The sequence below is a fragment of the Solidesulfovibrio alcoholivorans DSM 5433 genome (assembly GCF_000702665.1).
Lineage (GTDB): Bacteria > Desulfobacterota > Desulfovibrionia > Desulfovibrionales > Desulfovibrionaceae > Solidesulfovibrio > Solidesulfovibrio alcoholivorans.
Genome location: NZ_JNJA01000001.1, coordinates 428,805 through 454,766, shown reverse-complemented (window position 1 = coordinate 454,766; position 25,962 = coordinate 428,805). Strand labels below are relative to the sequence as shown.

Annotated in this window: 16 protein-coding genes; 10 read left to right on the top strand and 6 right to left on the bottom strand. The window is 65.9% G+C overall.

Translation table 11 applies throughout. The features are described 5' to 3' along the window. Positions 1-332: 332 nt before the first annotated feature. From Q368_RS0102085 to Q368_RS0102070, 4 genes are all read left to right on the top strand, one after another. Positions 333-3,287 (top strand): DEAD/DEAH box helicase, encoded by a 2,955-nt coding sequence (locus tag Q368_RS0102085; RefSeq protein ID WP_043784869.1) that lies wholly within the window; start codon positions 333-335, stop codon positions 3,285-3,287. Between the two features lie 179 nt (positions 3,288-3,466). Beyond that, the gene (locus Q368_RS0102080) at positions 3,467-4,225 is read left to right on the top strand and encodes an ABC transporter ATP-binding protein (protein ID WP_029457079.1); all 759 of its coding nucleotides are present in this window, start codon (positions 3,467-3,469) and stop codon (positions 4,223-4,225) included. 64 nt (positions 4,226-4,289) lie between these two features. Further along, the gene (locus Q368_RS22845) at positions 4,290-5,144 is read left to right on the top strand and encodes an ABC transporter permease (RefSeq protein ID WP_156955617.1); all 855 of its coding nucleotides are present in this window, start codon (positions 4,290-4,292) and stop codon (positions 5,142-5,144) included. Between the two features lie 117 nt (positions 5,145-5,261). Continuing rightward, complete coding sequence (locus Q368_RS0102070) at positions 5,262-6,023, top strand: ABC transporter permease (protein ID WP_029457077.1); 762 nt, start codon at positions 5,262-5,264, stop codon at positions 6,021-6,023. A 21-nt stretch (positions 6,024-6,044) separates the two neighbouring features. Here Q368_RS0102070 and Q368_RS0102065 read toward each other — a convergent pair whose 3' ends face one another. Then, positions 6,045-7,412, bottom strand: coding sequence for a hypothetical protein (locus Q368_RS0102065; protein WP_029457076.1), 1,368 nt, complete (start codon positions 7,410-7,412; stop codon positions 6,045-6,047). Between the two features lie 341 nt (positions 7,413-7,753). On the opposite strand from Q368_RS0102065, the gene Q368_RS0102060 reads away from it, so the two are divergent. The 4 genes from Q368_RS0102060 to Q368_RS0102045 all read left to right on the top strand — a co-directional run bounded on the left by Q368_RS0102060 (position 7,754) and on the right by Q368_RS0102045 (position 14,197). Next, positions 7,754-8,695, top strand: coding sequence for an ABC transporter substrate-binding protein (locus tag Q368_RS0102060; RefSeq protein ID WP_029457075.1), 942 nt, complete (start codon positions 7,754-7,756; stop codon positions 8,693-8,695). Between the two features lie 393 nt (positions 8,696-9,088). Then, a complete protein-coding gene (locus Q368_RS0102055; RefSeq protein WP_029457074.1) occupies positions 9,089-10,219 on the top strand; it encodes a class II glutamine amidotransferase domain-containing protein in 1,131 nt (376 codons plus the stop codon). After that, positions 10,183-11,817 carry a glutamate synthase-related protein gene (locus Q368_RS0102050; protein WP_029457073.1) on the top strand — a complete coding sequence of 545 codons (1,635 nt, stop codon included), beginning with the start codon at positions 10,183-10,185 and terminating at the stop codon, positions 11,815-11,817. The genes Q368_RS0102055 and Q368_RS0102050 overlap by 37 nt, the downstream gene beginning before the upstream one ends. A 49-nt stretch (positions 11,818-11,866) precedes the next feature. Next, a complete protein-coding gene (locus Q368_RS0102045) occupies positions 11,867-14,197 on the top strand; it encodes an FAD-dependent oxidoreductase (RefSeq protein WP_029457072.1) in 2,331 nt (776 codons plus the stop codon). Between the two features lie 924 nt (positions 14,198-15,121). On the opposite strand, the gene bla is transcribed toward Q368_RS0102045, so the two are convergent. After that, a complete protein-coding gene (gene bla, locus Q368_RS0102040; RefSeq protein ID WP_029457071.1) occupies positions 15,122-16,015 on the bottom strand; it encodes a class A beta-lactamase in 894 nt (297 codons plus the stop codon). Positions 16,016-16,224: 209 nt separating this feature from the next. Then, the gene (gene glgP / locus Q368_RS0102035; protein ID WP_029457070.1) at positions 16,225-18,795 is read right to left on the bottom strand and encodes an alpha-glucan family phosphorylase; all 2,571 of its coding nucleotides are present in this window, start codon (positions 18,793-18,795) and stop codon (positions 16,225-16,227) included. A gap of 227 nt (positions 18,796-19,022) precedes the next feature. Between glgP and dut the strand changes: the two genes are divergently transcribed. Both dut and Q368_RS0102025 read left to right on the top strand, forming a co-directional pair. After that, the gene (dut, locus tag Q368_RS0102030; RefSeq protein WP_029457069.1) at positions 19,023-19,487 is read left to right on the top strand and encodes a dUTP diphosphatase; all 465 of its coding nucleotides are present in this window, start codon (positions 19,023-19,025) and stop codon (positions 19,485-19,487) included. Positions 19,488-19,682: 195 nt separating this feature from the next. Next, on the top strand, positions 19,683-20,882 hold the full coding sequence (locus Q368_RS0102025) for an aspartate aminotransferase family protein (RefSeq protein ID WP_029457068.1): 1,200 nt from the start codon (positions 19,683-19,685) through the stop codon (positions 20,880-20,882). Between the two features lie 72 nt (positions 20,883-20,954). Here the strand turns inward: Q368_RS0102025 and Q368_RS0102020 are convergent, their stop codons facing one another. From Q368_RS0102020 to Q368_RS0102010, 3 genes are all read right to left on the bottom strand, one after another. Beyond that, positions 20,955-22,442 (bottom strand): B12-binding domain-containing radical SAM protein, encoded by a 1,488-nt coding sequence (locus tag Q368_RS0102020; protein ID WP_029457067.1) that lies wholly within the window; start codon positions 22,440-22,442, stop codon positions 20,955-20,957. Positions 22,443-22,520: 78 nt separating this feature from the next. Next, the gene (locus Q368_RS0102015; RefSeq protein WP_029457066.1) at positions 22,521-23,264 is read right to left on the bottom strand and encodes an MBL fold metallo-hydrolase; all 744 of its coding nucleotides are present in this window, start codon (positions 23,262-23,264) and stop codon (positions 22,521-22,523) included. Positions 23,265-23,425: 161 nt separating this feature from the next. Beyond that, positions 23,426-25,897: a sigma 54-interacting transcriptional regulator gene (locus Q368_RS0102010; protein ID WP_029457065.1), complete on the bottom strand. Its 2,472-nt coding sequence runs from the start codon at positions 25,895-25,897 to the stop codon at positions 23,426-23,428. Positions 25,898-25,962 lie beyond the last annotated feature (65 nt).

Here is a 25,962-nt window from a genome sequence, read left to right as displayed (position 1 = left end):
GAACCAATCTCCCTGTCTACGATGTTATTTCTTTGAAACAGGGAAAAGCAGAGCGTTGCCAACAAAATAGGCAACACAACGAGCAGCAGTGCATAGAAACGCAATTGCCCGCGAAGACTTTCCAAGCCGACAATTCGCCGCAATCGCAGGAAGAATCGTTTTTCCAAATTACCACCGTTCGGGGCAGCCAGTCCATTACGTCGACATTTCGCCCTGTATCCTCCCCCTAACAGTACAGTAAAGCTGACGTCCCGACAATGCGTTCACTCGCCGTCTTGCGAAAAACCCGGTTTTGCTCCATGACCATTTCGTCCGCTAAACGCCAAATGATCATGCCGCCCCCTGACGCCAATACCCCGGACGACCTCCGGCAAACATCCCCGACCGCCGCCTCCCCTGGCGACGTGGCCGATTACGTCGCCGCGCTCGTCGCTTCGGCGCGCCTGGGGCCGCAGGTCGTGCACCACCGCGTGATCCCGGCCGCGCCGGCCGTCTTCGCCGACCCGGCCAGGCCCTTTCCGCGCCACGTGGCCGAACTGCTCGCCGCGCGCGGCATCGACAGGCTCTACGCCCATCAGGCCGCGGCCACGGACCTGGCCCGGGCCGGCCGCCACGTCGCCGTGGCCACGCCCACGGCCAGCGGCAAAACCATGACCTACCTGCTGCCGGTGCTCGAGGAGATCGCGCGAAACCCCGATTCCCGGGCCATTTTCCTGTATCCCCTCAAGGCCCTGGCCCAGGACCAGCTCAAGGCCATCGAGGAGCTGACCGCCGGCCTGCCAGCCTCGGGCCGGCCGCGCGCCGCCATCTACGACGGCGACACGAGCGCGCATTTCCGGCGCAAGATCCGCGAAAACCCGCCGCACATCCTCATCACCAACCCCGAGATGCTCCACCTTGCCCTGCTGCCGGGCCACGCCTCCTGGAGCACGCTGTTCGCCGGCCTCTCCCACGTCGTGGTGGACGAGATGCACACCTACCGCGGGGTGATGGGCTCGCACATGGCCCATGTCTTCCGGCGGCTTTCGCGCGTGTGCGCCCGCTACGGCGCGCGGCCGTCGTTCATCTTCTGCTCGGCCACCATCGGCAACCCCGGGGAGCTGGCCGAGTGCCTGGCCGGGGTTCCCGTGACCACGGTCACGGCCTCGGGCGCGCCGACCGCGCCGCGCCATTTCCTCTTTCTCAACCCCGAGCAGTCCGCCGCGACCACCGCGGTCATGCTGCTCGCCGCCGCACTGAAAAGGGGGCTGCGCACCATCGTCTACACCCAGTCGCGCAAGATGACGGAGCTTATAAGCCTCTGGATCGCCGAGCGCGCCGGGCCGTACGCCTCCCGCGTCTCCGCCTACCGCTCCGGCTTTTTGCCCGAGGAGCGCCGGGCCATCGAGGCGGCCATGACCTCGGGCAAGCTCCTCGGCGTGGTCTCCACCTCGGCGCTCGAACTCGGCATCGACATCGGCGGCCTCGACCTCTGCATCCTGTGCGGCTACCCCGGCTCGGTCATGTCCGCCTGGCAGCGCGGCGGCCGCGTGGGCCGGGCCATGCGCGAATCGGCCGTGGTGCTCGTGGCCGGCGAGGACGCCCTGGACCAGTATTTCATGCGCCATCCCGCCGACTTCTTCGACCGGCCGCCGGAATCGGCCGTGATCAACCCCGAAAACCCGGTCATCGCCGCCCGCCACCTGGAATGCGCCGCAGCCGAACTGCCCCTTGGCGCGGGAGAACCCGCTTTTGCCGCGCCGGCCCTGCGCCGGGAGATCGAAAAGCTCGAAGCCAGGGGGCTGCTCCTTCGCGACAAGGACGGCCAGCGCCTCTTCGCGGCGCGCAAGCGCCCCCACCGCGACGTCAACCTGCGCGGCTCGGGCGGCCAGTTCTCCATCGAGACCGCAACGGGCGGCATCATCGGCCAGATCGACGAAATGCGCGCCTACCGCGAAACGCATCCCGGCGCGGTCTACATCCACCGCGGCGTCTCCTACCTGGTCGAAAGCCTGGATATTCCCGAGCGGCGCGTGCGCGTGGCCCCGGCCAGGGCCGACTACCACACCCGCGCGCGCGGCCAGAAGACCACCGAGATCCTGGAAGTCCTCGGCGAATCGTCCGTCGCCGGCGTGCCGGTCTTCCTCGGCCGGCTCAAGGTCACGGAAACGGTCACCGGCTACGAGCGCCGGGCCAACCGGGGCGGCCAGCTGCTCTCCATCGTGCCGCTGGAACTGCCGCCCATGGTGTTCGAAACCGAAGGCCTGTGGTGGGTCATCCCCCAGGAGGTCCAAAACGAGCTCGACCGGCGGCTTTTCCACTTCATGGGCGCGATCCACGCCATGGAACACGCCATGATCGGCATCCTGCCCCTGCTCGTGCTGACGGATCGCAACGACCTGGGCGGCATTTCCACGCCGCTCCACCCGCAGGTGGGCCGGGCCTGCGTCTTTATCTACGACGGCGCGCCAGGCGGCGTCGGGCTTTCGCGCATGGCCTTCGCCAAGGCGGAGGAGGCGCTCCAGCGCACCCTCGCCGCCGTGGCCGGCTGCCCCTGCGAAACCGGCTGCCCCTCCTGCGTCCATTCCCCCAAATGCGGCTCCGGCAACCGGCCCATCGACAAGGTCGCCTGCCGCTTCCTCCTGGAGGTCCTCGTGTCCGGCAAATTCCCCGAACAGGCCGATTGCCGCCCGCAGTGCGCCGCGCCCGCGCAGCCGGCCGACGCCCCGGGCGCAGGCGAAACCTCCGCGCCGGCGGCCAGGCCCGCGCCTCCCGCGCGCTTCGGCGTGCTGGACGTGGAGACGCGCCGCGCCGCGGCCGACGTCGGCGGCTGGGGCAACGCCCACAAGATGGGCGTGTCCGTAGCCGTGCTCTACGACTCGGGCCTGGACGATTTCGTCGTCTACCGCCAGGAGGAGCTGCCCGCGCTCTACGAGGCGCTCACCCGCCTGAACCTCGTGGTCGGGTTCAACATCAACCGCTTCGACTACAAGGTGCTCGCCGGCGCGTCACCGTTTGACCACCGCAGCCTGCCCACCCTGGACATCCTCGAAAAGGTCCACGCCCGCCTGGGCTACCGCCTGTCCCTGGACGGACTGGCCAAGGCCACGCTCGGCACGCCAAAGTCCGCCACGGGCCTCGACGCCCTGGCCTGGTGGAAGGAAGGCAAGATGGACGAAATCATCGCCTACTGCCGCCAGGACGTGGCCGTCACCCGCGACCTCTACCTCTTCGGCCGCGACAACGGCTACCTGCTGTTTAGCAACAAGGCCGGCAAAACCGTGCGATTGCCTGTGGAGTGGAGCTAGGAAGAGGGGAAGGAAGGATGAAGAAATGCCTCCGGCGGCCAGGAGGGGCCGAGGGCCCCTCCTGGACCACCCCCAAAGGGGGATTCCGGACGGAGCGGCCATCGTGAGGGCGGTATTTTTCCGGGCAGGAAAGTGTGCTAGAGGATCGCAATGCAACCGCAAGCCCCTAGGAAACGTCCGTGTTGCGCATAGAGCATCTGGCCAAGTCCTACGCCCATAACGGCCACGCCCCGGCCTGCGCCCTGGCCGAGGTGAGCTTTACCGTGCCGCGCGGCGCCTTCGTGTCGCTGCTCGGACCGTCGGGCTGCGGCAAGTCCACGCTGCTGCAATGCGTCTGCGGCCTGCTCGCCCCCACCTCCGGCCGCGTGCTCCTGGCCGAGCGGGAAGTCACGGGCCCGCCGCCGGAAATGGCGCTCATCTTCCAGAACGCGGCCGCATCGCTTTTCCCCTGGATGACCGTGGCCGGCAACATCCGCTTCGTGCTGCGGCGCAAGCCCGGCTCGAGAAAGGACAAGGAGGACGCGGCTCAAAAAGCCCTGGCCGACGTGGGACTTGCCGCATTTGCCGAGCGCTACCCCTGGCAGCTTTCCGGCGGCATGCAGCAGCGCGCCGCCCTGGCCCGGGGGCTGGCCTACGGCGCGGACGTCCTGCTGCTCGACGAACCCTTCGCCTCGGTGGACGCGCAGACCCGTGAGGACCTGGAGGACCTGCTCGCCGGCGTGGCCGCGGCGCAGGGCAAGACCGTGCTCTTCGTCACCCACGACATCGACGAGGCCGTCTACCTTTCCGACGCCGTGGTCGTGCTCACCCCGGCCCCGGCCACGGTCGCCGCCCTGCTCCCCGTGGACCTGCCCCGGCCCCGCGACCAGATCGCCACACGCGAGGACCGTCGTTTCCTCGACGCCCGCAAAGCCATCCACGCCCTGCTGCACCGCTAGCGCCATGCCTATATCGCCCCTCTCCCCCCGCCCCTCCCCACCCCATCCAGGGGGGCCGGGGGGGATGATCCCCCCCGGTGGGGAAGTCCAGAAGGGGCAACGCCCCTTTTGGCCCCCCGGCGGAGAGGTCCAGGAGCGGCAGCACCTCTCCTGGCCGCCGGAGACATCCTCCCTCTCAGGCTATCTTCTTCTCGCCCTCCTGCTCCTCGCCTGGGAGGCGACCGCGCGCTACGGCGTGGTGCGCGCGGATCTGCTGCCGCCGGCCTCGGCCGTGCTGGAGGAATTGTGGCGGCTGGCCGTTTCGGGCGAATTGTGGCGGCAGGGCGGCGCGACCCTGGGCCGGGTGCTCGCCGGGTTCGTCGCGGGCGGCGCGGCGGGCGCGGCCCTGGGGTTCGCCTGCGGCGCGTTTCCCGGGTTCGGCCGGGCCTGCCGGGTCACAGTGGAATTTCTGCGCCCCATGCCGTCGGTGGCGCTCATTCCCATCGGCATCCTGTTTTTGGGCCTGGGGTTCGGCTTGTGCGTGGCCGTGGCCGGCTTCGCCTGCGCCTGGCCGGCATACGTCGCGGCATTGGCCGGGGCCGGGGCAGCCGGACAGGGGCTTTGCGACACGGCCCGGGTGTACGGGCTTACCTCCCGCGAAATTCTCTTCCACGTGCGCCTGCCCGCCGCAACGCCCCAGGTGCTTTCCGGGCTGCGCGTGGCGCTGGCCGTGGCCGTGGCCGTGACCGTGACCACGGAGATGGCCGCCGCGCCAAACGGCCTGGGCTCGTTCATCCTGGAATCGTCACTGGCCCGCCGGCCGGAAGGCATGTACGCCGGCATCGTGGCCGTGGGCCTGCTCGGCTTCGGCCTCAACGCCTCCTTCGCGGCCCTGCGCGACCGGGCGCTGCGCTGGATGCCGCGCGGCGGGAGGCGGTGACAGGGAGGATGGATTGATGGGTAAAAAAACGCCTCCGGCGGCCAAAGGGCTGTCGCCCTCTGGACTCCCGTAACGATTCGAGTCGGTATGCGGATACGAATGACAAGGACACGCGCCATGCGCGGCTGGTTCTCCGGCATAGCGGTCTTTCTGGGATTGGCCGTGGTCTGGGAGGCGGTCTCGCGGCTTGGGGTCGTCTCGGCGCTCTATTTCCCGCCGGTCACGACCATTGCCGCGACCTTCGCCCGGCTTTCGCTTTCGGGGCTGCTGCCGGCCCAGGTCGGGCTGACCCTGGGCCGCGCCCTGACCGGGCTGGCGCTCGCCGCGCTGTGCGCCGTGCCGCTGGGGCTGGCCATGGGCGTTTCCCGGCGCTTCCGAGGCTTGCTGTCCCCGCTTGTGGAGCTTTTGCGCCCGGTGCCGCCGCCGGCCGTCATCCCTGCGGCCATACTCTTTCTCGGCATCGGCGACGGCATGAAGATGTTCGTGGTCTTCTTCGCCTGCCTGTTTCCCATCCTGGTCGGTGCGGCGGACGGAGCCAGGGCGGTCGCGCCCGGGTTTCGCATGACGGCCGCGGCCTACGGCGTCCCGCGCCTGGACGCGCTGTGGGGCGTCATCCTGCCGGCGGCCGGCCCCAGCGTCGCGGCCGGGCTGCGCACGGCCGTGCCCATGGGCCTCATCGTGGCCGTGCTCTCGGAGATGATCGGCGCGACGAACGGCATCGGGCACTACATCCTGCGCATGCAGCGCACCTTCGCCATCCCGGAGATGTACGCCGGCGTGGCCGCCCTGGGCCTGGCGGGCCTTGGCGTCAACGCGGCCGCGCAGGGAGCGCTTGCCCGCCTGACGCGCTGGGCGGGGCCCGGCGACGCCCCGCACTGAGCCCCTCTCCCCCGCCGGCGTCTACTGCCTGTTATCGAGCAGCAGCATGACCGGCGCGCCGCGCCCCAGGAACGAGGGGGAACCGGTCCCGAGCACGGCCGGGTCCTCGATCAGCCCGGAGGCCTGGTTCAGGTCATAGACCGCGTCGTTGTCGGCTATAAACAGGTACAGATAGTATTCCTTGCCGGCGGTGAGCGTCTGGCCCGAAGCGATGAAGTTTCCGGTGGAGGCGTCGGCGATGGCCCAATCGCCGGAAGTGGCCGCGTCGAACGACGTCCGGTAGGTCTTGAATGGCGTCGAAACCCCGTTGCTCTTGAGCTTGACCACGGTCAACCCGGAAGGGGCGACGGCGAGCCCGGAAAACGAGGAACGGATGGCGGTGAGGCTGCCGGGCGTGCAGGAATAGGCGATGCGCTTCTCGCCGGACACGGGTTCGAAATTGACCACCCGATAGTCCCCTTTCAGGTCGTCGGCGCTGGCGCTGACCGAAGACGAGGCGGACACGGAGACGCCCTTGCCCGAGTTGATGCTGATATCGGTCGGCACATCGGGAGGATACGCCAGGTCGCTTGCGGTCAAGGACATGAGCCCCTTGTTCACGGGATAGCCGTAAAAGGCCGTGCCCGTGTTCGCGTAGGAATCGTAGAGAACCCAGTCGCCGCTGGCCTTGTCCATGGCCGTGGCTCCGCCGCCGACGCGGTAGTAGAAATTGACGGTCGCGCCGCCGTCCGTAGCCTCGATGGCCAGGTCCACCACGGCCGTGGTCGGGTCCGTCAGCCCCTCGATGGCATATCCCCCGCCGTTGGCCACGGTGAACTGACGCAACAGGGAATAATTGTTGTAGATCGCGGTTTCGAGCACCAGCTGCCCCGTGAAGAGCCGGCCGCAATAGAACCCCTTGATCCATTTGGCCGTGATGCGGGCCTGGGGGCAGGTTTCAGCGTCGGTAAGGTTGTTGCCCTGGAAACCGTAGGTGAAGGCGTTGTATTTTTCCGAGGAAAAGGCCTTGAATTCGGCCAGGCGCACGGAATGAAAAAATGCCGTTTCCGCCAGCGGCTGGGCCGTGGCCATGTTGAAGATGCCATTGGTGTACTCCATGCCGCCGGCAGCGGAGCAGCCATAGCTGTAGCAGCCGGCAGGGGTGTCGAAGGTGCCGGACAGCACGAGGGACGCGGCGCTGGTGCTGAGTGTAAAATGCGTGTGATTGACGTTGAAGACGAAATTGATCTTGTCCGTCTCCGACGGCGTCTGCCCTTCAGGGTATATAATGGCGCTCTCCGGAACGGCGATCTGGTCTACGTTGTCGACGCCTCCGATAGGATTCTGTGTTCCACTCGAAAAATCGTAGTCTACCGTTCTTTTCGCATCGCCATAATAGAATCTTTTCATGCTATATTGCAATTCACTGGAGCCAGCCCACGCCGTACCGGCCAAAATAGCCATCCAGAGAAGGCAACTTGCCGTCAATACCCTTGCGAACATCGCTTCCTCCAGAAATTACTATTCTTCTATCTGAAAAACATCCCCGAACGCATGCTTTCCTTCCCGAGACTACAACGTATACATCTATGACGCACCAGTAGCCGACCTGCCGTGGCACCGTCAACTGTCCTCTCGCTGCACGGCGTCGCGACAGGCCTCACGCTTCCCGCCACACCATTGGCATAATGCGACAATTGATGCATAAGGAATGCTGTCCCGTCCGCGCGCCGAAAAACCAAGGAGAGCCCATGTCCCGCCTCGCCGCTTACGTCCTGTGCCTCGTCCTTTGCACCGCCACGGCCCATGCGCAAGCGCCGGCGCCGCTCAAGGTCGGCTACATCCCTGTGGGTGACTGCCTGCAATACTTCGTGGCCGAGGCCGAAGGCTATTTCGCGGCAGAAGGGCTGGCCGCCACCGGCATGCCCATGAAGGGCGGCGCGGTCATCGCCCCGGCCGTGGAAGGCGGCGAACTGGCCGTCGGCTGGTCCAACGCCGTGTCCATCATCCTGGCCCATGCGCGCGGCTTCGATTTCGCCTTCCTGGCTCCCGGAGCGGAAGGCGTGGCCGGAACCAACGACGTCCACGCCCTGCTCGTGCCCGCCGCCTCGCCGGTCAAAGCGGTCAAGGACCTCGCCGGCAAGACCGTGGCCATCAACACCCTCGGCAACATCAACGAGGCGGCCATGCGCGCCCTGGCCGCGCAAGCCGGGCTTGCTCCGGACACCATCCGGCTGGTCGAGGTGCCCTTCCCGGACATGGCCGCGGCCCTGGCCAAGGGTGCGGCCGACGCGGCGCTTTCCCTCGAGCCCTTCGTCACGGACGCCGTCTCGCGCGGCGCGGCGCGGGTGCTCGACCCCTCGCCCCACGCCGCCTTCGGCAGCCCGTACCTGATCGGCGGCTGGTTCGCGAAAAAGGGCTGGATCGCGGCCCATCCCAGGGAGGCGGCGGCCTTTGCCCGTGCCGTGGCCAAGGCGGCGGCGTTCATCGCCGCCAACCCGCAAAAAGCCCGGGACGTCCTGGCCGCGCGCACAAAGCTCTCCCCGGAGCTTGCCGCGAAAATCGCCCTGCCGCGCTTTCCCGAAACCCTTGCGCCGCAGGCCCTGCAAGGGGTCATCGACGTCTGCGCCCGCTTCGGCCTGCTGCCGCAGCCGTTTCCCGCCGCGGATATCCTGGCCGCCCCCGCCCCGTAACACCGCGCCCGCGGCCGCCCGGGCATTGACGCCCGACGCGGCGGCCTTATTTTTCCAATTCGGGAAAAATCTTCCCGACGCCGTGGCGGCATACGGTCGCCTGCGGCAACGCGGGGTTCACCGCATGTGACAGGGGCCGTGGCGTGCGCGAGCGCAGAACAATATTCGATAAGGCATGCAAAACACCGGACATAAGACGTTTCCCGGAAGGCGCAACTTGCCAAATCCGGCGAAACATCCTGTGCGAACAGACGTTGCTTCTCCGTCTTCCTTGCGGGAATAATTTACAATTTCCGCAAGGAACCCCCTTTTTTTATTTTTTGCTTTACGCTGCCCCATTTTGTCACTATGAAAAAACCCCCCTCAAATAGATACCGTTATTCGGAGTAGACCATGTGCCGCTTATTCGCCCTCAGCAGCCGGGACCCCGTGTCCCCCATGCGCGCCATCGAGGCGCTCAACGTCATGAAGGAAGGGCACGACGGCTCCGGCGTCGGCCTGTTCCTGCATGACCTGGGCGGCCCCTTCGGCGACATGAAGGACGCGCCCATCCTTTCCGGGATTTTCACCGACGAAGGCCTCAAGCGCCTGGACGCCTTCATGGACGAACGGGGCTTCGTGACCAAGGCCACCCTGGTGCTCGACCCCCAAACGCCGACCCCGGTGGGGACGCCCGTACGCGGCACCTATATGGCCCGTGCCTACGAGGTCCCCGCGGACCTCAAGGCCGCTTCCAAGGCCGAACGCGAACTGACCTACATGAACATCCGCGTCACGCTGCGCCTGCTCGGCGAAGAGCGTGACGACATCCGGGTCTTCTCCTTCTGGCCCGACACCATCATGGTCAAGGAAGTCGGCGATCCCCTGACCGTGGCCGAATACCTCGGCCTCGACCGGTCCGAGCTCTACGCCCGGCGCATCCTGGCCCAGGGCCGCCAGAACACCAACTACGCCATCAATCTCTACGCCTGCCACCCGTTTTTCCTCCAGGGCGTGTGCACCATGACCAACGGCGAGAACACGGCGTTCATTCCCATCAAGGAATACCTGCTCTCGCGCGGCTTCCGCGGCTACATGGGCTACCAGTCCGATTCCGAGGTCTTCGCCCATATCATGCACTTCACGCGCAACCGCCTGGGACTTGGCATCGAATACTACAAGCACGTCATCACGCCGCTGTCCGACGCCGAGATGGAAGGCCATCCCGACCGGGCCCTGCTCGCCCGCATCAAGCAGACCTGCCGCAAGCTGATCATCGACGGCCCCAACTGCGTCATCGGCTGCCTGCCCGACGGGAACATGTTCATGGTCCATGACCGCAAGAAGCTGCGGCCGGGCGTGGTCGGAGGCAAGGACGGCATCTTCGCCTTCTCCTCGGAAATCTGCGGCCTGGACGCGGCCATTCCCGACCGCGACCCCCATAGCGACGTGCAGCCCATGCACCTGGACACCGTCATCGTGCGCCCCGAATGCCAAGAGGTCACCTTATGCAATCAACTGCAGTCATTACCCCGTCCACACTAAGCGTCGTCGATCTCCCCTGGCAGATCGAGTGGAACAAGGACACCTGCACCCTGTGCGGGCGCTGCACGTCCGTGTGCCCGGTCAATGCCATCGAGCTCGGGGTCTTCCGCAAGCGCACGGTCGAGGCGACGGTCGCCCTGCAAAAAAAGCCGACCAACAGCTATTCGATCTATTACGGCATCCGCCAGCGCACCGATCCGGCCTACCGCTGCATCGGCTGCGGCATGTGCAACATGGTCTGCCCCAACAACGCCATCGCCCCCAAGCTGCTCCCCGAAGCCACCACGCTCAAGTTCCACAACAACCGCGGCGGCTCGGCCCGCACTCGCGGCGGCCGGCGCAACGACACGGGCAGCCTGCTCGACCAGATCAAATTCATCCGTATCTCCATGCTCACGGACCCGGCGCTCGACGCCGGCCGCCACGAGTTCGAGCTGCGCACCCTGCTCGGCCGCATCCAGCCGCCCGAGGAAGGCCTCGTCGCCCTGGAGGAGAACGCCTGGGTGCCGGCCGTGCGCGAAATCTACCCGCTCATGATCGGCTCCATGTCCTTCGGCGCGCTCTCCCCCAACATGTGGGAGGGCCTCGTCATGGGCGTGACGTACTTAAACGAGGAGCTCGGCATGCCGGTGCGCATGTGCACGGGCGAGGGCGGCTGCCCGCCGCGCCTGCTGCGCTCGCGCTTCCTCAAGTACATGGTCCTGCAGATCGCCTCGGGCTACTTCGGCTGGGACGAGATCATCAAGGCCCTGCCGGACATGAAGGAAGACCCCTGCGCCATCGAGATCAAGTACGGCCAGGGGGCCAAGCCCGGCGACGGCGGCCTGCTCATGTGGTACAAGGTCAACAAGCTCATCGCCGCCATCCGCGGCGTGCCCCAGGGCGTGTCCCTGCCGAGCCCGCCCACCCACCAGACCCAGTATTCCATCGAGGAATCCGTGGCCAAGATGATCCAGTCCATGTCCATGGCCTGGGGATTCCGCGTCCCGGTCTACCCGAAGATCTCCGGCACCACCTCGTCCACGGCGGTGCTCAACAATCTCGTGCGCAACCCCTACGCGGCCGGGCTCGCCATCGACGGCGAGGACGGCGGCACGGGCGCGGCCTACAACGTGTCCATGAACCACATGGGCCACCCCATCGCCAGCAACCTGCGCGACTGCTACGAGAACCTGTGCATCGCCGGCAAGCAGAACGAGATTCCGCTCATCGCCGGCGGCGGCATCGGCAAGAACGGGAACCTGGCCGCCAACGCCGCCGCGCTGATCATGCTCGGGGCCAGCGCCGTACAGTCCGGCAAATACATGATGCAGGCCGCCGCCGGTTGCCTGGGCTCGGAACACGACCGCTGCAACGTGTGCAACATCGGCGTGTGCCCCAAGGGCATCACCTCCCAGGACCCGCGCCTGTACCGCCGGCTGGATCCGGAAAAGGTGGCCGAGCGCCTGGTGGACGTGTTCCTTTCCTTCGATACCGAGCTGCGCAAGATCGTCGCCCCGCTCGGACGTTCCACGTCGCTGCCTATCGGCATGTCGGACGCCCTGGGCATCAGCGACTACCACGCGGCCCAGCGCCTCAAGATCAAGTACGTGGTCTAAAAAGGCCAGGCGACCTCGAACCCAAGCAGCAGCAAGGCAGCAAACGCACATGGCACAGCAAAGCGTCACCATACACGGCATGGAAAACGGCCAACGGGTCCAGTCCCGCATCCTGGAGGAACGCATCCAGCGGGCTGTGACCCAGGGCGCCCGGGAACTCACCGTCGAGGCCTGCGGCCAGCACGGCATCGGCGGCCGGCTCTTCATCTCTCCCAAAGACCCCGTCACCGTGCGCATCACCGGCGCCCCGGGCCAGCGCACCGGCTCCATGGGCTTTCCCGGCACCAGGATCATCATCGAAGCCCCGACCTCGGACGACATCGGCTGGCTCAACGCCGGGGCCGAGATCGTGGTGCGCGGCAACGCCGGCAACGGCGCGGCCAACGGCATGGCCCAGGGCAAGGTCATGGTCGCCGGCAACCTCGGCGCGCGCGGCATGACCATGACCAAGCGCAACCCGAAGTACGACGCCCCGGAAATGTGGGTGCTCGGCTCCGTGGGCGACTACTTCGCCGAGTTCATGGCTGGCGGCACGGCCGTGGTCTGCGGCTTCGAGGCGCAAAACCCGGACAACGTGCTCGGCTACCGCCCCTGCGTCGGCATGGTCGGCGGGCAGATCTACTTCCGCGGCCCCTACAAGGGCTTCTCCATGGCCGACGCCAAGCTCGTGCCCATCGACGACGCGGCCTTCGCCTGGCTGACCAAGGGCCTGCGCGTCTTTCTCGAGGACATCGGCCGGCCGGAGCTTTACGAAACGCTGACAAAGCGAGACGAATGGCAGTGCATCGCCGCGCGCACGCCCTTTGAGAAGACCGGCAAGAAACGCCGCTCCATGGTGGAGTTCCGCACCAACGTCTGGGACGCGGAACTGGGCCGGGGCGGACTGATCGGCGACCTCGACGACAGTGACCGCTCGCCCATCGGGGTCATCGTCAACGGCGACCTGCGCCGTTTCGTGCCCGTCTGGGAAAACAAGAAATACCTCTCCCCCTGCCAGGCCAGCTGTCCCACGGGCATCCCGGTGCAGCAGCGCTGGCAGCTCGTGCGTGACGGGCTCATGGACGAAGCCATGGATCTGGCGCTGGCCTACACGCCCTTCCCGGCCACGGTCTGCGGCTACCTCTGCCCCAACCTGTGCATGCAGGGCTGCACCCGCGCCGTGTCCAACCTGACGCCCCTCGACACGGCCATGCTCGGCAAGGCCAACGTCAAGGCCGGCCACATGCCCAAGCTGCCGCCCCTTTCGGGCAAGCGCGTCGCCGTCATCGGCGGCGGCCCGGCCGGCATGTCCGTGGCCTGGCAGCTGCGCCTGGCCGGCCACGAAGCCATCATCTACGACCTCGAGGAAAAGCTCGGCGGCAAGATCACCGCGGCCATCCCCTCCTCGCGTATTCCCAAGGACGTGCTGGACGCGGAGATCAAGCGCGCCCAGGAGGTCCTGCCCCATATCCGGCTGCAAAAGGCGCTCGGCAAGGACGAGTTCGCCCAGATCGTCACGGACCACGACTTCACGGTCCTGGCCGTTGGCGCGAACAAGCCGCGCATGCTGCCTGTGCCGGGCAAGGAGCTGGCCACCCCGGCGCTGACCTTCCTCAAGGCGGCCAAGAAAAACGAAGCCAAGGTCGGCAAGCGCGTCGTGATCATCGGCGCGGGCAACGTCGGCTGCGACGTCGCCACCGAGGCGGCGCGCCTGGGAGCCGAATCCGTCACGCTCATCGACATCCAGACCCCGGCCTCGTTCGGCAAGGAGCGCAAGGACGCCGAAGCCGCGGGCGCGGTCTTCAAGTGGCCCTGCTTCACCAAGGAGATCACCGCCGAGGGCGTGACGCTGCAATCCGGCGAAACGCTTCCCGCGGACACGGTCATCCTGTCCGTCGGCGACGTGCCGGACCTGGAGTTCCTGGACGACACCATCGCCACGGAGCGCGGCCACGTGAAGGTGAGCGAGATCTACCAGACCACGAACCCCAAGGTGTTCGCCATCGGCGATATCGTGAAGCCGGGCCTTCTCACCCAGGCCATCGGCATGGGCCGCGACGCGGCCAAGGCCATCGAGGACATCTTCTCGGGCAAGCGCCCCTGCGAAGACACCCGCAAGATGATCGACTACAAGCGGGCCAAGCTCGAATACTTCGACCCGCGCATCATGGAGTTCAACGACCTCGACTCCTGCGCCAGCCAGTGCTCGTCCTGCGGCGCGTGCCGCGACTGCGGACTGTGCGAGACGATCTGCCCCACGGGCGCGATCTCGCGCAAGGCGCTGGACGGCAAGGAGTTCGAGATGGTTTCCGACCCGGCCAAGTGCATCGGCTGCGGCTTCTGCGCCAACGCCTGCCCCTGCGGCGTCTGGGACCTCGTGGAGAACACGCCGCTCGTGTAACGCCTCAAGGGGAGCATGCGGGTAGGCTGCCCGCCTGTCCCGAATCCTGAATACTAACGGACCGCCCTCACAGGGCGGTCCGTTTTTTTGTCCGAACTCTGCACGCGACGGAACTACCGAAGCCCGTATTTTGTTGACAATATGCAATCATATTGGCTATATTTAGTTGTAGTTAATTCTACATCTTTCAACCAGCTTATACTCTTGGAGATTTTGATGAACCTCAAAACAATGCTTTCCTATTTCTGTTTATCCGTCCTTGTTTCTTTATCAATAATCCTCAATGCTTTTTCTGCAGTTGCAGCGGATGCTCTTTTTGTCATTTCTTCGTCTTCGATGGCTTACAAAGGCAACTGGAGTCCCAGTGAAAAATATGCAATCCGAGATGTTGTATTCTATGACGGTTCAAGCTGGTTCAGCCTGAAGGGAGACAACAGGGGAAATACACCAGCCACAACGTCCGTATACTGGGCTATGCTGGCCAGAAAAGGAGATACTGGTCCGACTGGACCTGCCGGACCAACAGGAGCGACCGGCCAGACCGGCGCCACTGGTCCAGCCGGACCTGCTATACATACGAGTTCTGTCTGTGTCACCGGTGGTGACTGTTCATGCACGAATGTCGTGTCAAAGGTATCATCCACAAATGGACCATGCAATGTCACCTCAGACACTGGATCGTGTTATGCAAATAAATACTCCACAGGATATTCCACTCTTCCAGCATCATGTTGTGTCTGTCGACCATAGTTAACCAAGATTGCCTTCTCTTTTGCATCGACACCAGTATCAAACGCATCACTGCGAGCCGTGCCCCCTGCGTGCCGGAGACTCTCTTGCGGCTGAGCGATAAGATAAGTTATATCGTGCCGCCTCCAACGAGCTGGCCCGGTTTTATTGCGGCTTCACTACCCAAAACGGCGCTTACCGCGAAACGTACCCCAGACCGGCAAGCACCAGCCGCGTCGCCGCGGCGAGGACGTCCTTGCGCGCGGGCGCGTCCTTTCGCGGCTGCGTGTAATAGACCGCCAGCACCACCGGGCCGCCCTGCGGCGGCCAGAGCACGGCCACGTCGTTGGTCGTGCCGTACGCGCCGCTGCCGGTCTTGTCCCCGACCGTCCAGCCGGCGGGAACACCGGCGCGGATGCTTTCGCCGCCCGTGGTGTTGCCCTTGAGCCAGTCCGCCAATTGCCGCCGCTGCGGCGCGGCCAGGGCGTCGCCGAGCACGAGCTTTTCCACGGTGCGCGCCATGGCCGCGGGCGTGGTGGTGTCGCGCGGGTCGCCCGGCACGGCGGTGTTGAGCTCCGGCTCGCGGCGATCCAGGCGAAACGCCGTATCGCCGAGGCTGCGCGCGTACGCCGTAAGCGCCCTTGGCCCGCCGATCCTGTCCAGGAGCAGATTGGCGGCGGTGTTGTCGCTCACCGTAATCGCCGCGGCGCACAGTTCGCCGACGGTCATGGCCCGCCCCTGCTCCAGGGCCTTGCGCGTCGCCGGAGCCCAGGCAAGGAGATCGCCCTGTCCGTAGGCCACTTGCTGCGCGAGCAGGCCCGGCTCGTCCTGGCTCTTGCGCAGCACGGCGGCCACGAGCACGAGCTTGAACGTGCTGCAAAAGGGAAAGCGCTCCCCGCCCCGGAAGGCGAAACGCCGGCCCGTGGCGGGGTCGAGAAAGGCCACGCCAAGCCGTCCCCCTGCTTCGCGCGAAAGAGCCGCAAGCTGCGCGTGAAGCGCCTTATTGCCGTCCTGCCCGGCCCGTGCCAGCACGGTCGCTCCGCAAATGAACATCGCCAGCACCATCGGCAGCAAGAGCAGCCACGCCATTTGACGCCGCATCGTCTTCTCCTCTTGGAAAGACAACGGCGGAGCGAGGCCACTTAGCCTGCTCCGCCGCCTGTTATCGCCGAACTACCGCATCATACAGCGCTGTTCACCGTTTTACCTCCCCCCTTTCGGGGTGGTCCAGGAGGGGCCCTCGGCCCCTCCTGGCCGCCGGAGGCATTCTTCCCTCTTCTCCTTCCACCACTCCCAACTTACGCCGACGCCCAGCGGATGAGGCCCAGGGAGTGGGAGTCGAGCAGCAGCGGGTGGTGCGGCAGGATGCGCACGGTGAAGCCGAAGCGGCCGGCCTCGGCAGGTTCGATCTCGCCGACGTAGACCGTCCAGCCGTCGTCCATGCTCTCCACGGGCCGCATGACGATCGTCTCGCGCTGGGCGAACTTGCCTTCGTAGTCCAGCCGGCCGGCGTAGATCTGCACTTCCACATCCTGGGGCCGGATGCCGTTCAAATGCACCTCGGCGCGTACGCGGATGGGGTCGCCCACATGGAGTTGCTCGGGCTCGTCGGCGCGGATGTTGCGGATGTCCAGGTTGCTCCACTTGGTCATCATGTCCATGCGCCAGGAAGCCAGGTCCTTGGCCGCGGCGCAGTCGTCGCGGGTGAGGCGGTTGTAGTTTTCGAGCGCCGGCACGTAGGCGATGCGGGCGTAGTCCTCCACCATGCGGTGGGAGTTGTAGAGCGGCGCAAGCTGGGCGATGGAATCCTTCATCTTGCGGATCCAGTTGCGCGGCAGGCTGCCGTGGTGGCCCCGGTCGTAGAAGGTCGGAATGATCTCGTTTTCCAGGATGTTGTAGAGGGTCTGGCTCTCCACGAAGTCCTGGTAGCCGCCGTCCTCGTACTCCTCGCCCTGGCCGATGGCCCAGCCCACGCTGTTGTCCGGCTTCCAGGCCTCGGCCCACCAGCCATCCAGGGTGCTGTAGTTGAGCACGCCGTTGCACATGGCCTTCATACCGCTGGTGCCGCAGGCCTCGAGCGGCCGGCGCGGGGTGTTGAGCCAGACGTCCACGCCTTGCACGAGATAGCTCGCGATCTCCATGTCGTAGTCTTCCAGGAAGACCATGTTGAACCGGCACTCCAGGCTGTTGCACAGCTGCACCAGTTCCTGGATGATCTTTTTCCCCTCGTTGTCGTGGGGATGGGCCTTGCCGGCGAAAACGAACTGCACGGGATGGGCGTTGTCGCCAAGGATCTTCAGCAGCCGCTCCTTGTCCGAAAGGAGCAGGTTGGCGCGCTTGTAGGTGGCGAAGCGCCGGGCGAAACCGATGGTCAGGGCCTGGGGATCGAGCACCTCCTCGGCGGCCTGCAGCTCCTTGCGCTTGGCCCCGCGGGCAAGCAGCTGCTCGCGCAGCCGCTCGCGCACGTAGCCCACCAGCCGCTCGCGCAGGCGCTCGTGGGTACGCCACAGTTCGGCGTCGGAAATCAGGTGCGTCTGGGCGAACACGCGGCCCGTATCCGGATCCTCGCGCCAGTTGGCACCGAAGTAGCGGTCGTAGAGCGCGGCCATGTCCTGGGCGACCCAGGTCGGCACGTGCACGCCGTTGGTGATGGCCCCGATGGGCACGTCCTCCACCGGATACTGGTTCCAGACACGGTTCCACATCCGGCGCGAAACCACGCCGTGCAACTGGGAGACGCCGTTGTTGAAACGCGAGAGCTTGAGCGCCAGCACCGGCATGCAGAAGTGTTCGGAGTCGTTGCGCGGGTCCTCGCGGCCAAGGGCGAGCAGCACCTTGAAGGCAAGGCCCAGGCGCTTGGCGTAGTCCTCGAAATAGAGCTGGATCAGCTCAGGCGGAAAACGGTCGTTGCCTGCCGGCACGGGCGTGTGCGTGGTGAAGATGGAGCTCGAGGCCACAAGCTCCATGGCCGCCTCGAAGGACAGCTTGTGCTTGTCCATGAAGTTGGCGGTGCGCTCCAGGCCGGCAAACGCCGAATGGCCCTCGTTCATGTGGATGACCTTGGGCTTGAGCTCGAGCGCCTCCAGGGCGCGGACGCCGCCGATGCCGAGCAGGTATTCCTGACGCACGCGCGTTTCCAGGTCGCCGCCGTAGAGGCGGTTGGTGAGCTGGCGCGAGCCGGGCTGATTCTCGGGCACATTGGCGTCCAGGAGATAAAGCGCCACGCGGCCGACCTGCGCCTTCCAGATCTGCGCGTAAACGCGTTCGCCGCGCAGATCCACGTGAATGAGGATGCGCTCGCCACCGTCGTTTTTGCAAAGCGACAGGGGCATCTGCTCGAAGTCGTAGATCGGGTAGCGTTCCTGCTGCCAGCCGTCGGCCGTGAGGTACTGGCGGAAATAGCCCTGCTGGTAGCACAGGCCGATGCCGACCAGGGGCACGCAGAGGTCGCTGGCCGACTTGAGGTGGTCGCCGGCGAGGATGCCAAGCCCCCCGGAATACACGGGCAGGCAGGCGCTGATGCCGTATTCCAGGCTGAAATAGGCCACGACGGGCTGACCGTCGCGGTCGGGAAAGGGAATCGAGGTGGTCTTGCGCGCCAGGTAGGTCGCAAGCGTCTGGCGCAGGTCGCTTACCCGCTCCACGAAGAAGTCGTCCTCGGCCAGGGTCTCCAGGGTCTTCTGGGGCAGGCGGTTGAGGAAGCCCACCGGGTTGCCGGAGCACTCCCGCCACAATTTGCGGTCGACCTGGGCAAAAAGCGACGCGATGTCGTCGTTCCACGCGAAAAGCAGATTGTAGGCCAGCTCCCAAAGCGGTTTGAGCTTGGCCGGCAACTTCGGCACAACGCTGTAAACGCGTAACGGCTGCATATACTCCCCTTTGTCCAGGCAACGCGCCGCGGCGCGTCATGCCGCGCAGTCCGTGCCCTTGTGCGGCATCTACCCACAAGGCATGCCAAAAGGCAAGGCCGGGGACAAAATGTCACAACCCTGGCGCTTGATTGAAAAAATCCTTGAATTTCGGCATATTAAATTTTATTTACAAATGCAGCGAATACGCTACGTTAGCCAGCCTATCGCCTGTCCGGAGGTTCGCCATGTCCATCCCCACCAGCGCCCTGCGCATCAAGTTCCTCCGGGAGTCGAGCCGTGCCAATCCGCCGTCCGTGGCCACGCCCGGTTCGGCCGGCATGGACCTGCGCGCCGACATCGACGACGAAACCCTGACCATCGCGCCGGGCGCACGCGCCGCCATCCCGACAGGCATCGCCATCGAGATCGAAACGCCGGGCCTGGCCGGGTTCGTCTATTCCCGCTCCGGGCTCGGGGCCAAGCACGGCCTGACCGTGGCCCAGGGCGTGGGCGTCATCGATCCGGACTACCGGGGCGAAATCATCGTCTGGCTGCTCAATACCGCCGACGAACCCCGCACCATCTCGCGCCACGAGCGCATCGCCCAGCTCATCCTCGCGCCGGTCGTCCGACCCGTCGTCATCGCCGTGGAGGAACTCGGCGACACCCGCCGCGGCAGCGGCGGCTTCGGGCATAGCGGGAAAGTGTAGCGGGGAGAGGGAAGATGCCTCCGGCGGCCGGGGGCATGATGCCCCCGGACCCTCTCGGCGGGAAATGGATTTCGCGGGGGAATACCCTTTAGCACCCTTTAAGAGTTTCTTTGGAAGGTGGGGGTCCGGGGGAGGGAACCTTTTTTTGCAAAAAAAGGTTCCCTCCCCCGGAATTCCACACCGAAGGAGGTCGTGATGAGCGAAGCGTACGACGCGCTCAAGGCGCGGGAGCAGGCAGCGATCATGAACACGTACGGCCGGTACCCCTTGGCCATTGCCTCGGGCAAGGGCTGCCGCCTCTACGACTGCGACGGTCGCGAATACATCGATCTTCTTGGCGGCATCGCCGTGTGCAACCTGGGCCATTGCCGCGAGGAGATCGCCGAGGTCATCGCCGCCAAGGCGCGCGAGCTGGTGCATGTGAGCAATCTCTTCACCCAGCGCGAGCAGATCGAGCTGGCCGAGGCGCTCAAGACCACCTGCCACGCCGGCAAGGTCTTTTTTTGCAACTCCGGGGCCGAGGCCAACGAAGGGGCGATCAAGCTGGCGCGGCGCTACATGCGCACGGTGAAAAACCGCGACGCCTACGAGATCATCACCCTGACCCATTCCTTTCACGGCCGCACCCTGGCGACCTTGACGGCCACGGGACAGGACAAGATCAAGTTCGGCTTCGACCCGCTGCCGGAGGGTTTCACCACCGTGCCCGCCGCCGACATCGTGGCCCTGCGCGCGGCCGTGTCGCCGAAGACGGCGGCGGTGCTGCTCGAGTGCATCCAGGGCGAAGGCGGCGTGTTGCCGCTGCCGCAGGAATACATCACGGCCGTGGCCGCCCTGTGCAAGGAAAAGGACATCCTTTTCATGTGCGACGAGGTGCAGTGCGGCATGTGCCGCTCGGGCAGGTTCTGGGCGTTCCAGAATTACGGCGTGGAGCCGGACGTCTTCACCTGCTCCAAGGCCCTGGCCAACGGGCTGCCCATGGGCGCTGTGCTGGCGACGGACGCGGCGGCGGCGGGCTTCGTGCCGGGCTCCCATGCGACGACGTTCGGCGGCGGGGCGCTGGTTTCCGCGGCGGCGACCAAGACCCTCGCCATCATGCGGGACGATCGGCTGGCCGAGCGGGCGGCGCGCATGGGCGATTTCGCCAAGGCGCTGTTCGAGGACGTGCGCGCGCAGTATCCGGACAAGATCGCCGTGATCCGCGGCATGGGGCTCATGCTCGGCATCGAGCTGACCTTTCCCGGCGGCGAGGTCTGGAAGAAGCTGCTTGGGCGCGGCTTCATCCTGAACCTGACCCAGGACAAGGTGCTGCGGCTTCTGCCGCCGCTCGTCATCGAGCAGGAAGACCTGAAACGCTTCGCTTCCGCCCTGGCCGACGTGCTGGGCGCAATCTAAACTTTCCGGGGGTTCCGGGGGGAATGATTCCCCCCGGCCGCCGGAGGCATTCTTCCTTCTTCCCGTCCCGTCCTACCGAAACGCCCGCATCACGAACGTCCAGGCGGACTTGAGCACGCTCATAACGCCCTTGCGACGGCCCATTTCCAGCAGGATGGACAGGCTCTGGCCGGGCTCGCTCATGTATTTGAAGAGTTTCTTGCGGGCCACGCGCTTGGAGAAGATGCCGTACCAGCGGTCGATCTCCGCCGCGGGCAAATCGGGATAGCCGACCACGCAGGAGCCCATGCCGTCGAAGCTCGTCAGGTCCTTGGCCACGAGGTAGCCGTGCTCGCTGGCCCAGGCGTACATGGGCGTGCCGGGATAGGGCACGGCCTTGGACACCTGCGCCGTGTCCGCGTCGAGCTCCTCCATGAAGACCAGGGACTTTTTGATGGTGGCTTCGGTCTCGCCGGGCAGGCCCAGACAGAAAGTGGCATGGGTGCGGATGCCCAGTTCGCGGCACCATTTGACCACCTGGCGGCATTTGTCGAGATCCAGCGGCTTGCCGATGGCCTTCAAAATGCCCGGGTCGGCGGATTCCACGCCGAACTTCATGCCGATGCAGCCGGCGTCGGCCATGGCGGCGAGCGTCTCGCGGTCCACGAACATGGCGTCGCCCATGACCGTCCAGGGTACCTTGAGCCCGCGCTTCTTGATGGCGGCGCATACGCCGAGCACGTGGGACTTTTTCACCACGAAGCTCTGGTCGTCGAAATAGAACTGGCGCGCGCCGAAGCGTTTCACGCAGTATTCCATCTCCTCGGCCACCTTTTCCGGGTCGCGCGCGCGGTAGCGCGGCGAGGCGTACATGATGTGGCGCTCCTGGCAGTAGACGCAGCCGCAGGGGCAGCCGCGCGAGGAGACGATGTTGATGCAGGGCGAATAGAGCGTGAAATCGGGGTAGATGGTGGCCGGGAAATCTTCGCGGTCCGGGAAGGGCAGACTGTCGAGGTCGGCCAGCAGTTCGCGCCGGGGCGCGACCAGCACGTCCCCGTCCCTGCGGGAGACGAGACCCGCGATGCCCGTGAAATCGTCCTTGCCGGCGAGCAGCGCCGCGACCACTTCCTTGACCGTGAATTCGTATTCGCCGATGGCCGCGAAATCGAGGCAGTCGTTTTCCTCGAGCAGCGCTGCGGCGGCCACGGTGGCGTGGTTGCCGGCGACGAGAACCCTGCAGCCCGTGGCCTCCTTGACGGCGGCCAGGAACCTGAGGTCGTCGGCCAGGGTCAGGGCGGCCAGTTCGGTGACGAGCAGGTCGGGCTTGCGGTCCGTCACGGCCGCGAGCATCTCGACGTCGGTGAGATCCATGACCACGCCGTCGAGGCCCGAGCAGGAGGCGGCGGTGTCGCGCTTGCAAAGGGCCAGGGCGTAGGCCAGCCAGAAGGGGAAGGGATAGTAGTCGACGGATTTGGCGTAGCCGATGGTCATGGGCCAGCGGGAACCGGCCTTGATGAAATGGCGCACCTTGCCATCGGGATCGACCTTGACCCCGGCCAGGTTGGCGAAAAGGACGTTCATGGGGGCGATGCTCTCCTTTGGCGGCCAAAAGCCGTTTCGTGAGGTAGCATTTGCCCCTTCAAAGATAAACCCCGAAGACTAGCGCAACTCCCGCACCCGCACCTCGATGCCCGAATCCTTGAGCAACGCGACGAGCTGTTGCGGATCGGTTTCGCCGTAGTGGTAGGGATAGAGGATTTTGGGTCCGAACATCCGCGCCGCGTCCGCGGCCATTTCCGGCGTCATCGTATAGGGCAGGTTCATGGGCAGGAAGGCGACGTCGATGTGCTTGAGGTTCGCCATCTCCGGGATGTTTTCCGTGTCGCCGGCCACGTAGACGCGCACGTCGCCGAAGGTGAGCACGTAGCCGTTACCCAGGCCCTTGGGATGGTAGGGCACGCCCGGCGTACGCATGTGCACGATGTTGTAGGCGGGCACGGCCTCGACGGGCACCCCGGCCACGGTCGCGGTCTGGCCGTTTTCGAGCACCATGCCCCGCCCCAGCGCCCGCAGGCAGGCCCCGATCAGCACGAGCGGCGTGTCCGGCCCGGCGATCCTGGCCAGGGCCTCGGCGTCGAGGTGGTCGAAATGCTCGTGGGTGAGCAGCACCAGGTCGGCCGGCGGCATGGAGGCGTAATCGCCCATCTTGCCGAAGGGATCGACGTAGATGTTTTTGCCGTCGTACTCGAAGCGCAACGAGGCGTGTCCGATGAAATGGATGCGAAGCGGCCCGCCGGACGTCTCGATGACGTCGCTCGCCGCAGGGGACGCCGCGGACGCCTTGGCCGGCGCGGCCAACCCCAGTGCCAACAGGCAGGACAGTGCGATCAGTTCCGCCACCATGGGACACCTCCAGAGGTTTACGCGCTCTCTAGCAGCGTTTGCCCCCCGGGAACAAGCCTCGTCCTGGTCGCTTCCTTGAACGAGGCGCGCGCGCCACGAGCGAGAGCCGGCCTGATGCGTCGTATACCTCTGATCTTCCGCGATATTTCAAGGAATGCCGCTTATGCCTCACTGCGATGGCGTATCTGGTAGCGGGTGGACGGGCCGCGTCCTTCCTTGCCCAGGATGCCGCGCCGCACGAGGTCCTGCAGGTCGTGCTGGGCCGTGCGTTGGGGCACGTCCCCGCCGGCGATCTGGTAGTCCTGACGGGTGAAGGGACCGTGCTCGAGCAGGGCGCGCAGGGCTTTGCGCTGGCGACCGGTGAGCGGCGCGTCCAGGGACGGTGATTCCGCCGCAGCCTCGACGCGGGGCGTTTCGCCCGCCGGGTAGGAGGAAGAGGCCTCGTCCTCGAAGTGGATGTCTTCGGCCAGGATGAGGTCGCGCTCGGCCATGGCGGCGGCGCGGATGATGCAGTTTTTCAGTTCCCGCACGTTGCCCGGCCAGGAATGACCCTCCAGCTTGTCGAGCGCGCCGCGCGACAGGCTGAGCTCCCCCTTGCCCATGCGCCGCGCGGCCAGGCGCAGGAAATAGCCCGACAGCACGGGGATGTCCTCGGTGCGCTCGCGCAGGGAAGGCGTGGACACGGCAAGGACCTGCAAGCGGTAATAGAGGTCTTCGCGGAATTCCCCGGCGGCGACGAGTTCCTTGAGGTTGACGTTGGTGGCGGCGATAACCCGGGCGTCGAAGGCCGTTTCCTCATCGCTGCCAAGCGGACTGATACGTCGCACGGACAGGGCGCGCAAAAGAGCCTGTTGTACGCGCGGCGAGGCGTTGCCGATCTCGTCCAGCAGCAGCGTGCCGCCGTCCGCGGCGAGAAACGCGCCCTTGCGGTCGCTTTTGGCTTCGGAAAATGCGCCTTTGACGTGGCCGAACAGGGCGTCCATGAGCAGGTTTTCGTCCAGTGCCCCGCAATTGATGGAAATAAACGGCATGGGCGCGCGTGCGCTCAGGCGGTGGATGGCTTCGGCCGTGAGCTCCTTGCCCGTGCCTGTTTCGCCGATGACGAGCACGTCGGCGTCCGTGGCCGCGACCTTGCGGAGGCGTTCGAGCAGCCGCAGCATGGCCGGGCCCTCGCCCACGAGGTCCTCGAGCTTCCCTCCATCCGAACCCTTGCGCGATCTTGGCGCGATCAGCGGGACTTTTTCCTTGGCGCGAACCGAACGCAAGCGCTCGTCCCGGACTTTCAACTCCATTTCCTTGGAGAGCACCGCCGCGATGAGCCGGTTGATGGAACGCTTGAGCGTAGCGGATTCGAGGTCGCTGTCGGGCAGGTCGAGTTCATGGAGGTGCCCCTCGTGGCGCATCTGCCGCACGGCCTCGGCCAGTCGCGCCAAAGGCCTGGTGATGAAGCCGGCCAGGACCACGATGAGCGCGGCCAGGGAGACGATGGCCCCCAGCGTCGTCAGGAACATGATGTTGATCTGGCCGAATTCCGCCGCGCGGGGCAAGAGGCTGCGGTCCACGTAGATGATGCCGCCGACGACGAGGGACTCGCTCGCGCCGGCTTCCTTGAAACGCACCGGCGCGTAGCCGACGAAATCCTCGCTGGAAGCGAGCTTGGGCGGCCCGAAATCCGGCTCGCTGCGCTCCATGCCGGAACGCCCCTGCTGCAGGGAAGTGAGGATGCGCCAGAAGGCCTCGTGGCGCGGCCCGGGGCGAAACGCGCCATCGTAACCCGGCTTGCCGTGGTCGCCGGACAGGTTGCTCTTGACCTCTTCCACGGACAGCGGCCGCGCGGGCTCGTCCACGTTCTCGGACTGGAAGAGCATCCAGCCCCGCTCGTCCACGAAGATGCTCTGGCGGTTTTCCGTGGTGCGGCTGAAACCCAACAGCGGCGAACGGTTGGAGTTGTAGAGTGACAGCACGTTGCGCACGGCCCGGGCGTCCACGGACAGGATCAGGTAGCCGGAAACACCACCGTCGGGCGCGGCCACGGGCGTGGACAGGCGCAGCACGGACAGGCTGCGCTGGCGCGGCGCCACGCCGAGCCCCGTGGGCTGATAGTAGACCTCGGTCAGGTCGGACAGGGAGACCTGCCCCGGCGCGCTTTCCAGGGCCTTGCGCGACACCACGAACGGGCTGTTGCGGGCCTTGTTGGCCACCTCCGCCGGCACCTCCTCCACGCCTTCGTCGGTGCGGATGAAGGCGAACTGGCGCTCGTTGTCCTCACCGACGAAGGCGGCCTCCGCATACAGCGCCCCCCGGGCCGAGGCCGAGGCCTCCATGAAATCGCGCAAACGCTCCCGCGTGACCGGCCGGTAGGCCAGGGACAGGATGTCTTCGCGACAGCCTTCCAGCAGGCTCTCCACCTCCCGCGCCTGGGCCAGGGTGAGGATGAGCGAACTGCGGCCGATGGCCAATTCAATGTAATAATTCGAGAAAATATTGAGAATCAGGCCCGTGGCCATGAGGATGCAGACCGCGGCGGGCACGAGGAACACGAGCAGCTTCTTGCGGATGCTCCACTGGGAGAGCCCCTCGGCATAGATGTCCGAAATCTCGGCGCGATGGTTTCGCCGAAAGAGGTTGAGCATGCATCCTCCACGGGCCGGAAACCCGGTTGCGGGAATGGCGCGATCACTCCGTTCTGGCGCTTGTA

Coding starts and splice junctions, on each gene's coding strand:
- Q368_RS0102085 (WP_043784869.1), top strand. CDS start 333: ATGCCGCCCCCTGACGCCAATACCCCGGACGACCTCCGGCAAACATCC.
- Q368_RS22845 (WP_156955617.1), top strand. CDS start 4,290: ATGATCCCCCCCGGTGGGGAAGTCCAGAAGGGGCAACGCCCCTTTTGG.
- Q368_RS0102070 (WP_029457077.1), top strand. CDS start 5,262: ATGCGCGGCTGGTTCTCCGGCATAGCGGTCTTTCTGGGATTGGCCGTG.
- Q368_RS0102065 (WP_029457076.1), bottom strand. CDS start 7,412: ATGAAAAGATTCTATTATGGCGATGCGAAAAGAACGGTAGACTACGAT.
- Q368_RS0102060 (WP_029457075.1), top strand. CDS start 7,754: ATGTCCCGCCTCGCCGCTTACGTCCTGTGCCTCGTCCTTTGCACCGCC.
- Q368_RS0102055 (WP_029457074.1), top strand. CDS start 9,089: ATGTGCCGCTTATTCGCCCTCAGCAGCCGGGACCCCGTGTCCCCCATG.
- Q368_RS0102050 (WP_029457073.1), top strand. CDS start 10,183: ATGCAATCAACTGCAGTCATTACCCCGTCCACACTAAGCGTCGTCGAT.
- Q368_RS0102045 (WP_029457072.1), top strand. CDS start 11,867: ATGGCACAGCAAAGCGTCACCATACACGGCATGGAAAACGGCCAACGG.
- bla (WP_029457071.1), bottom strand. CDS start 16,015: ATGGCGTGGCTGCTCTTGCTGCCGATGGTGCTGGCGATGTTCATTTGC.
- glgP (WP_029457070.1), bottom strand. CDS start 18,795: ATGCAGCCGTTACGCGTTTACAGCGTTGTGCCGAAGTTGCCGGCCAAG.
- dut (WP_029457069.1), top strand. CDS start 19,023: ATGTCCATCCCCACCAGCGCCCTGCGCATCAAGTTCCTCCGGGAGTCG.
- Q368_RS0102025 (WP_029457068.1), top strand. CDS start 19,683: ATGAGCGAAGCGTACGACGCGCTCAAGGCGCGGGAGCAGGCAGCGATC.
- Q368_RS0102020 (WP_029457067.1), bottom strand. CDS start 22,442: ATGAACGTCCTTTTCGCCAACCTGGCCGGGGTCAAGGTCGATCCCGAT.
- Q368_RS0102015 (WP_029457066.1), bottom strand. CDS start 23,264: ATGGTGGCGGAACTGATCGCACTGTCCTGCCTGTTGGCACTGGGGTTG.
- Q368_RS0102010 (WP_029457065.1), bottom strand. CDS start 25,897: ATGCTCAACCTCTTTCGGCGAAACCATCGCGCCGAGATTTCGGACATC.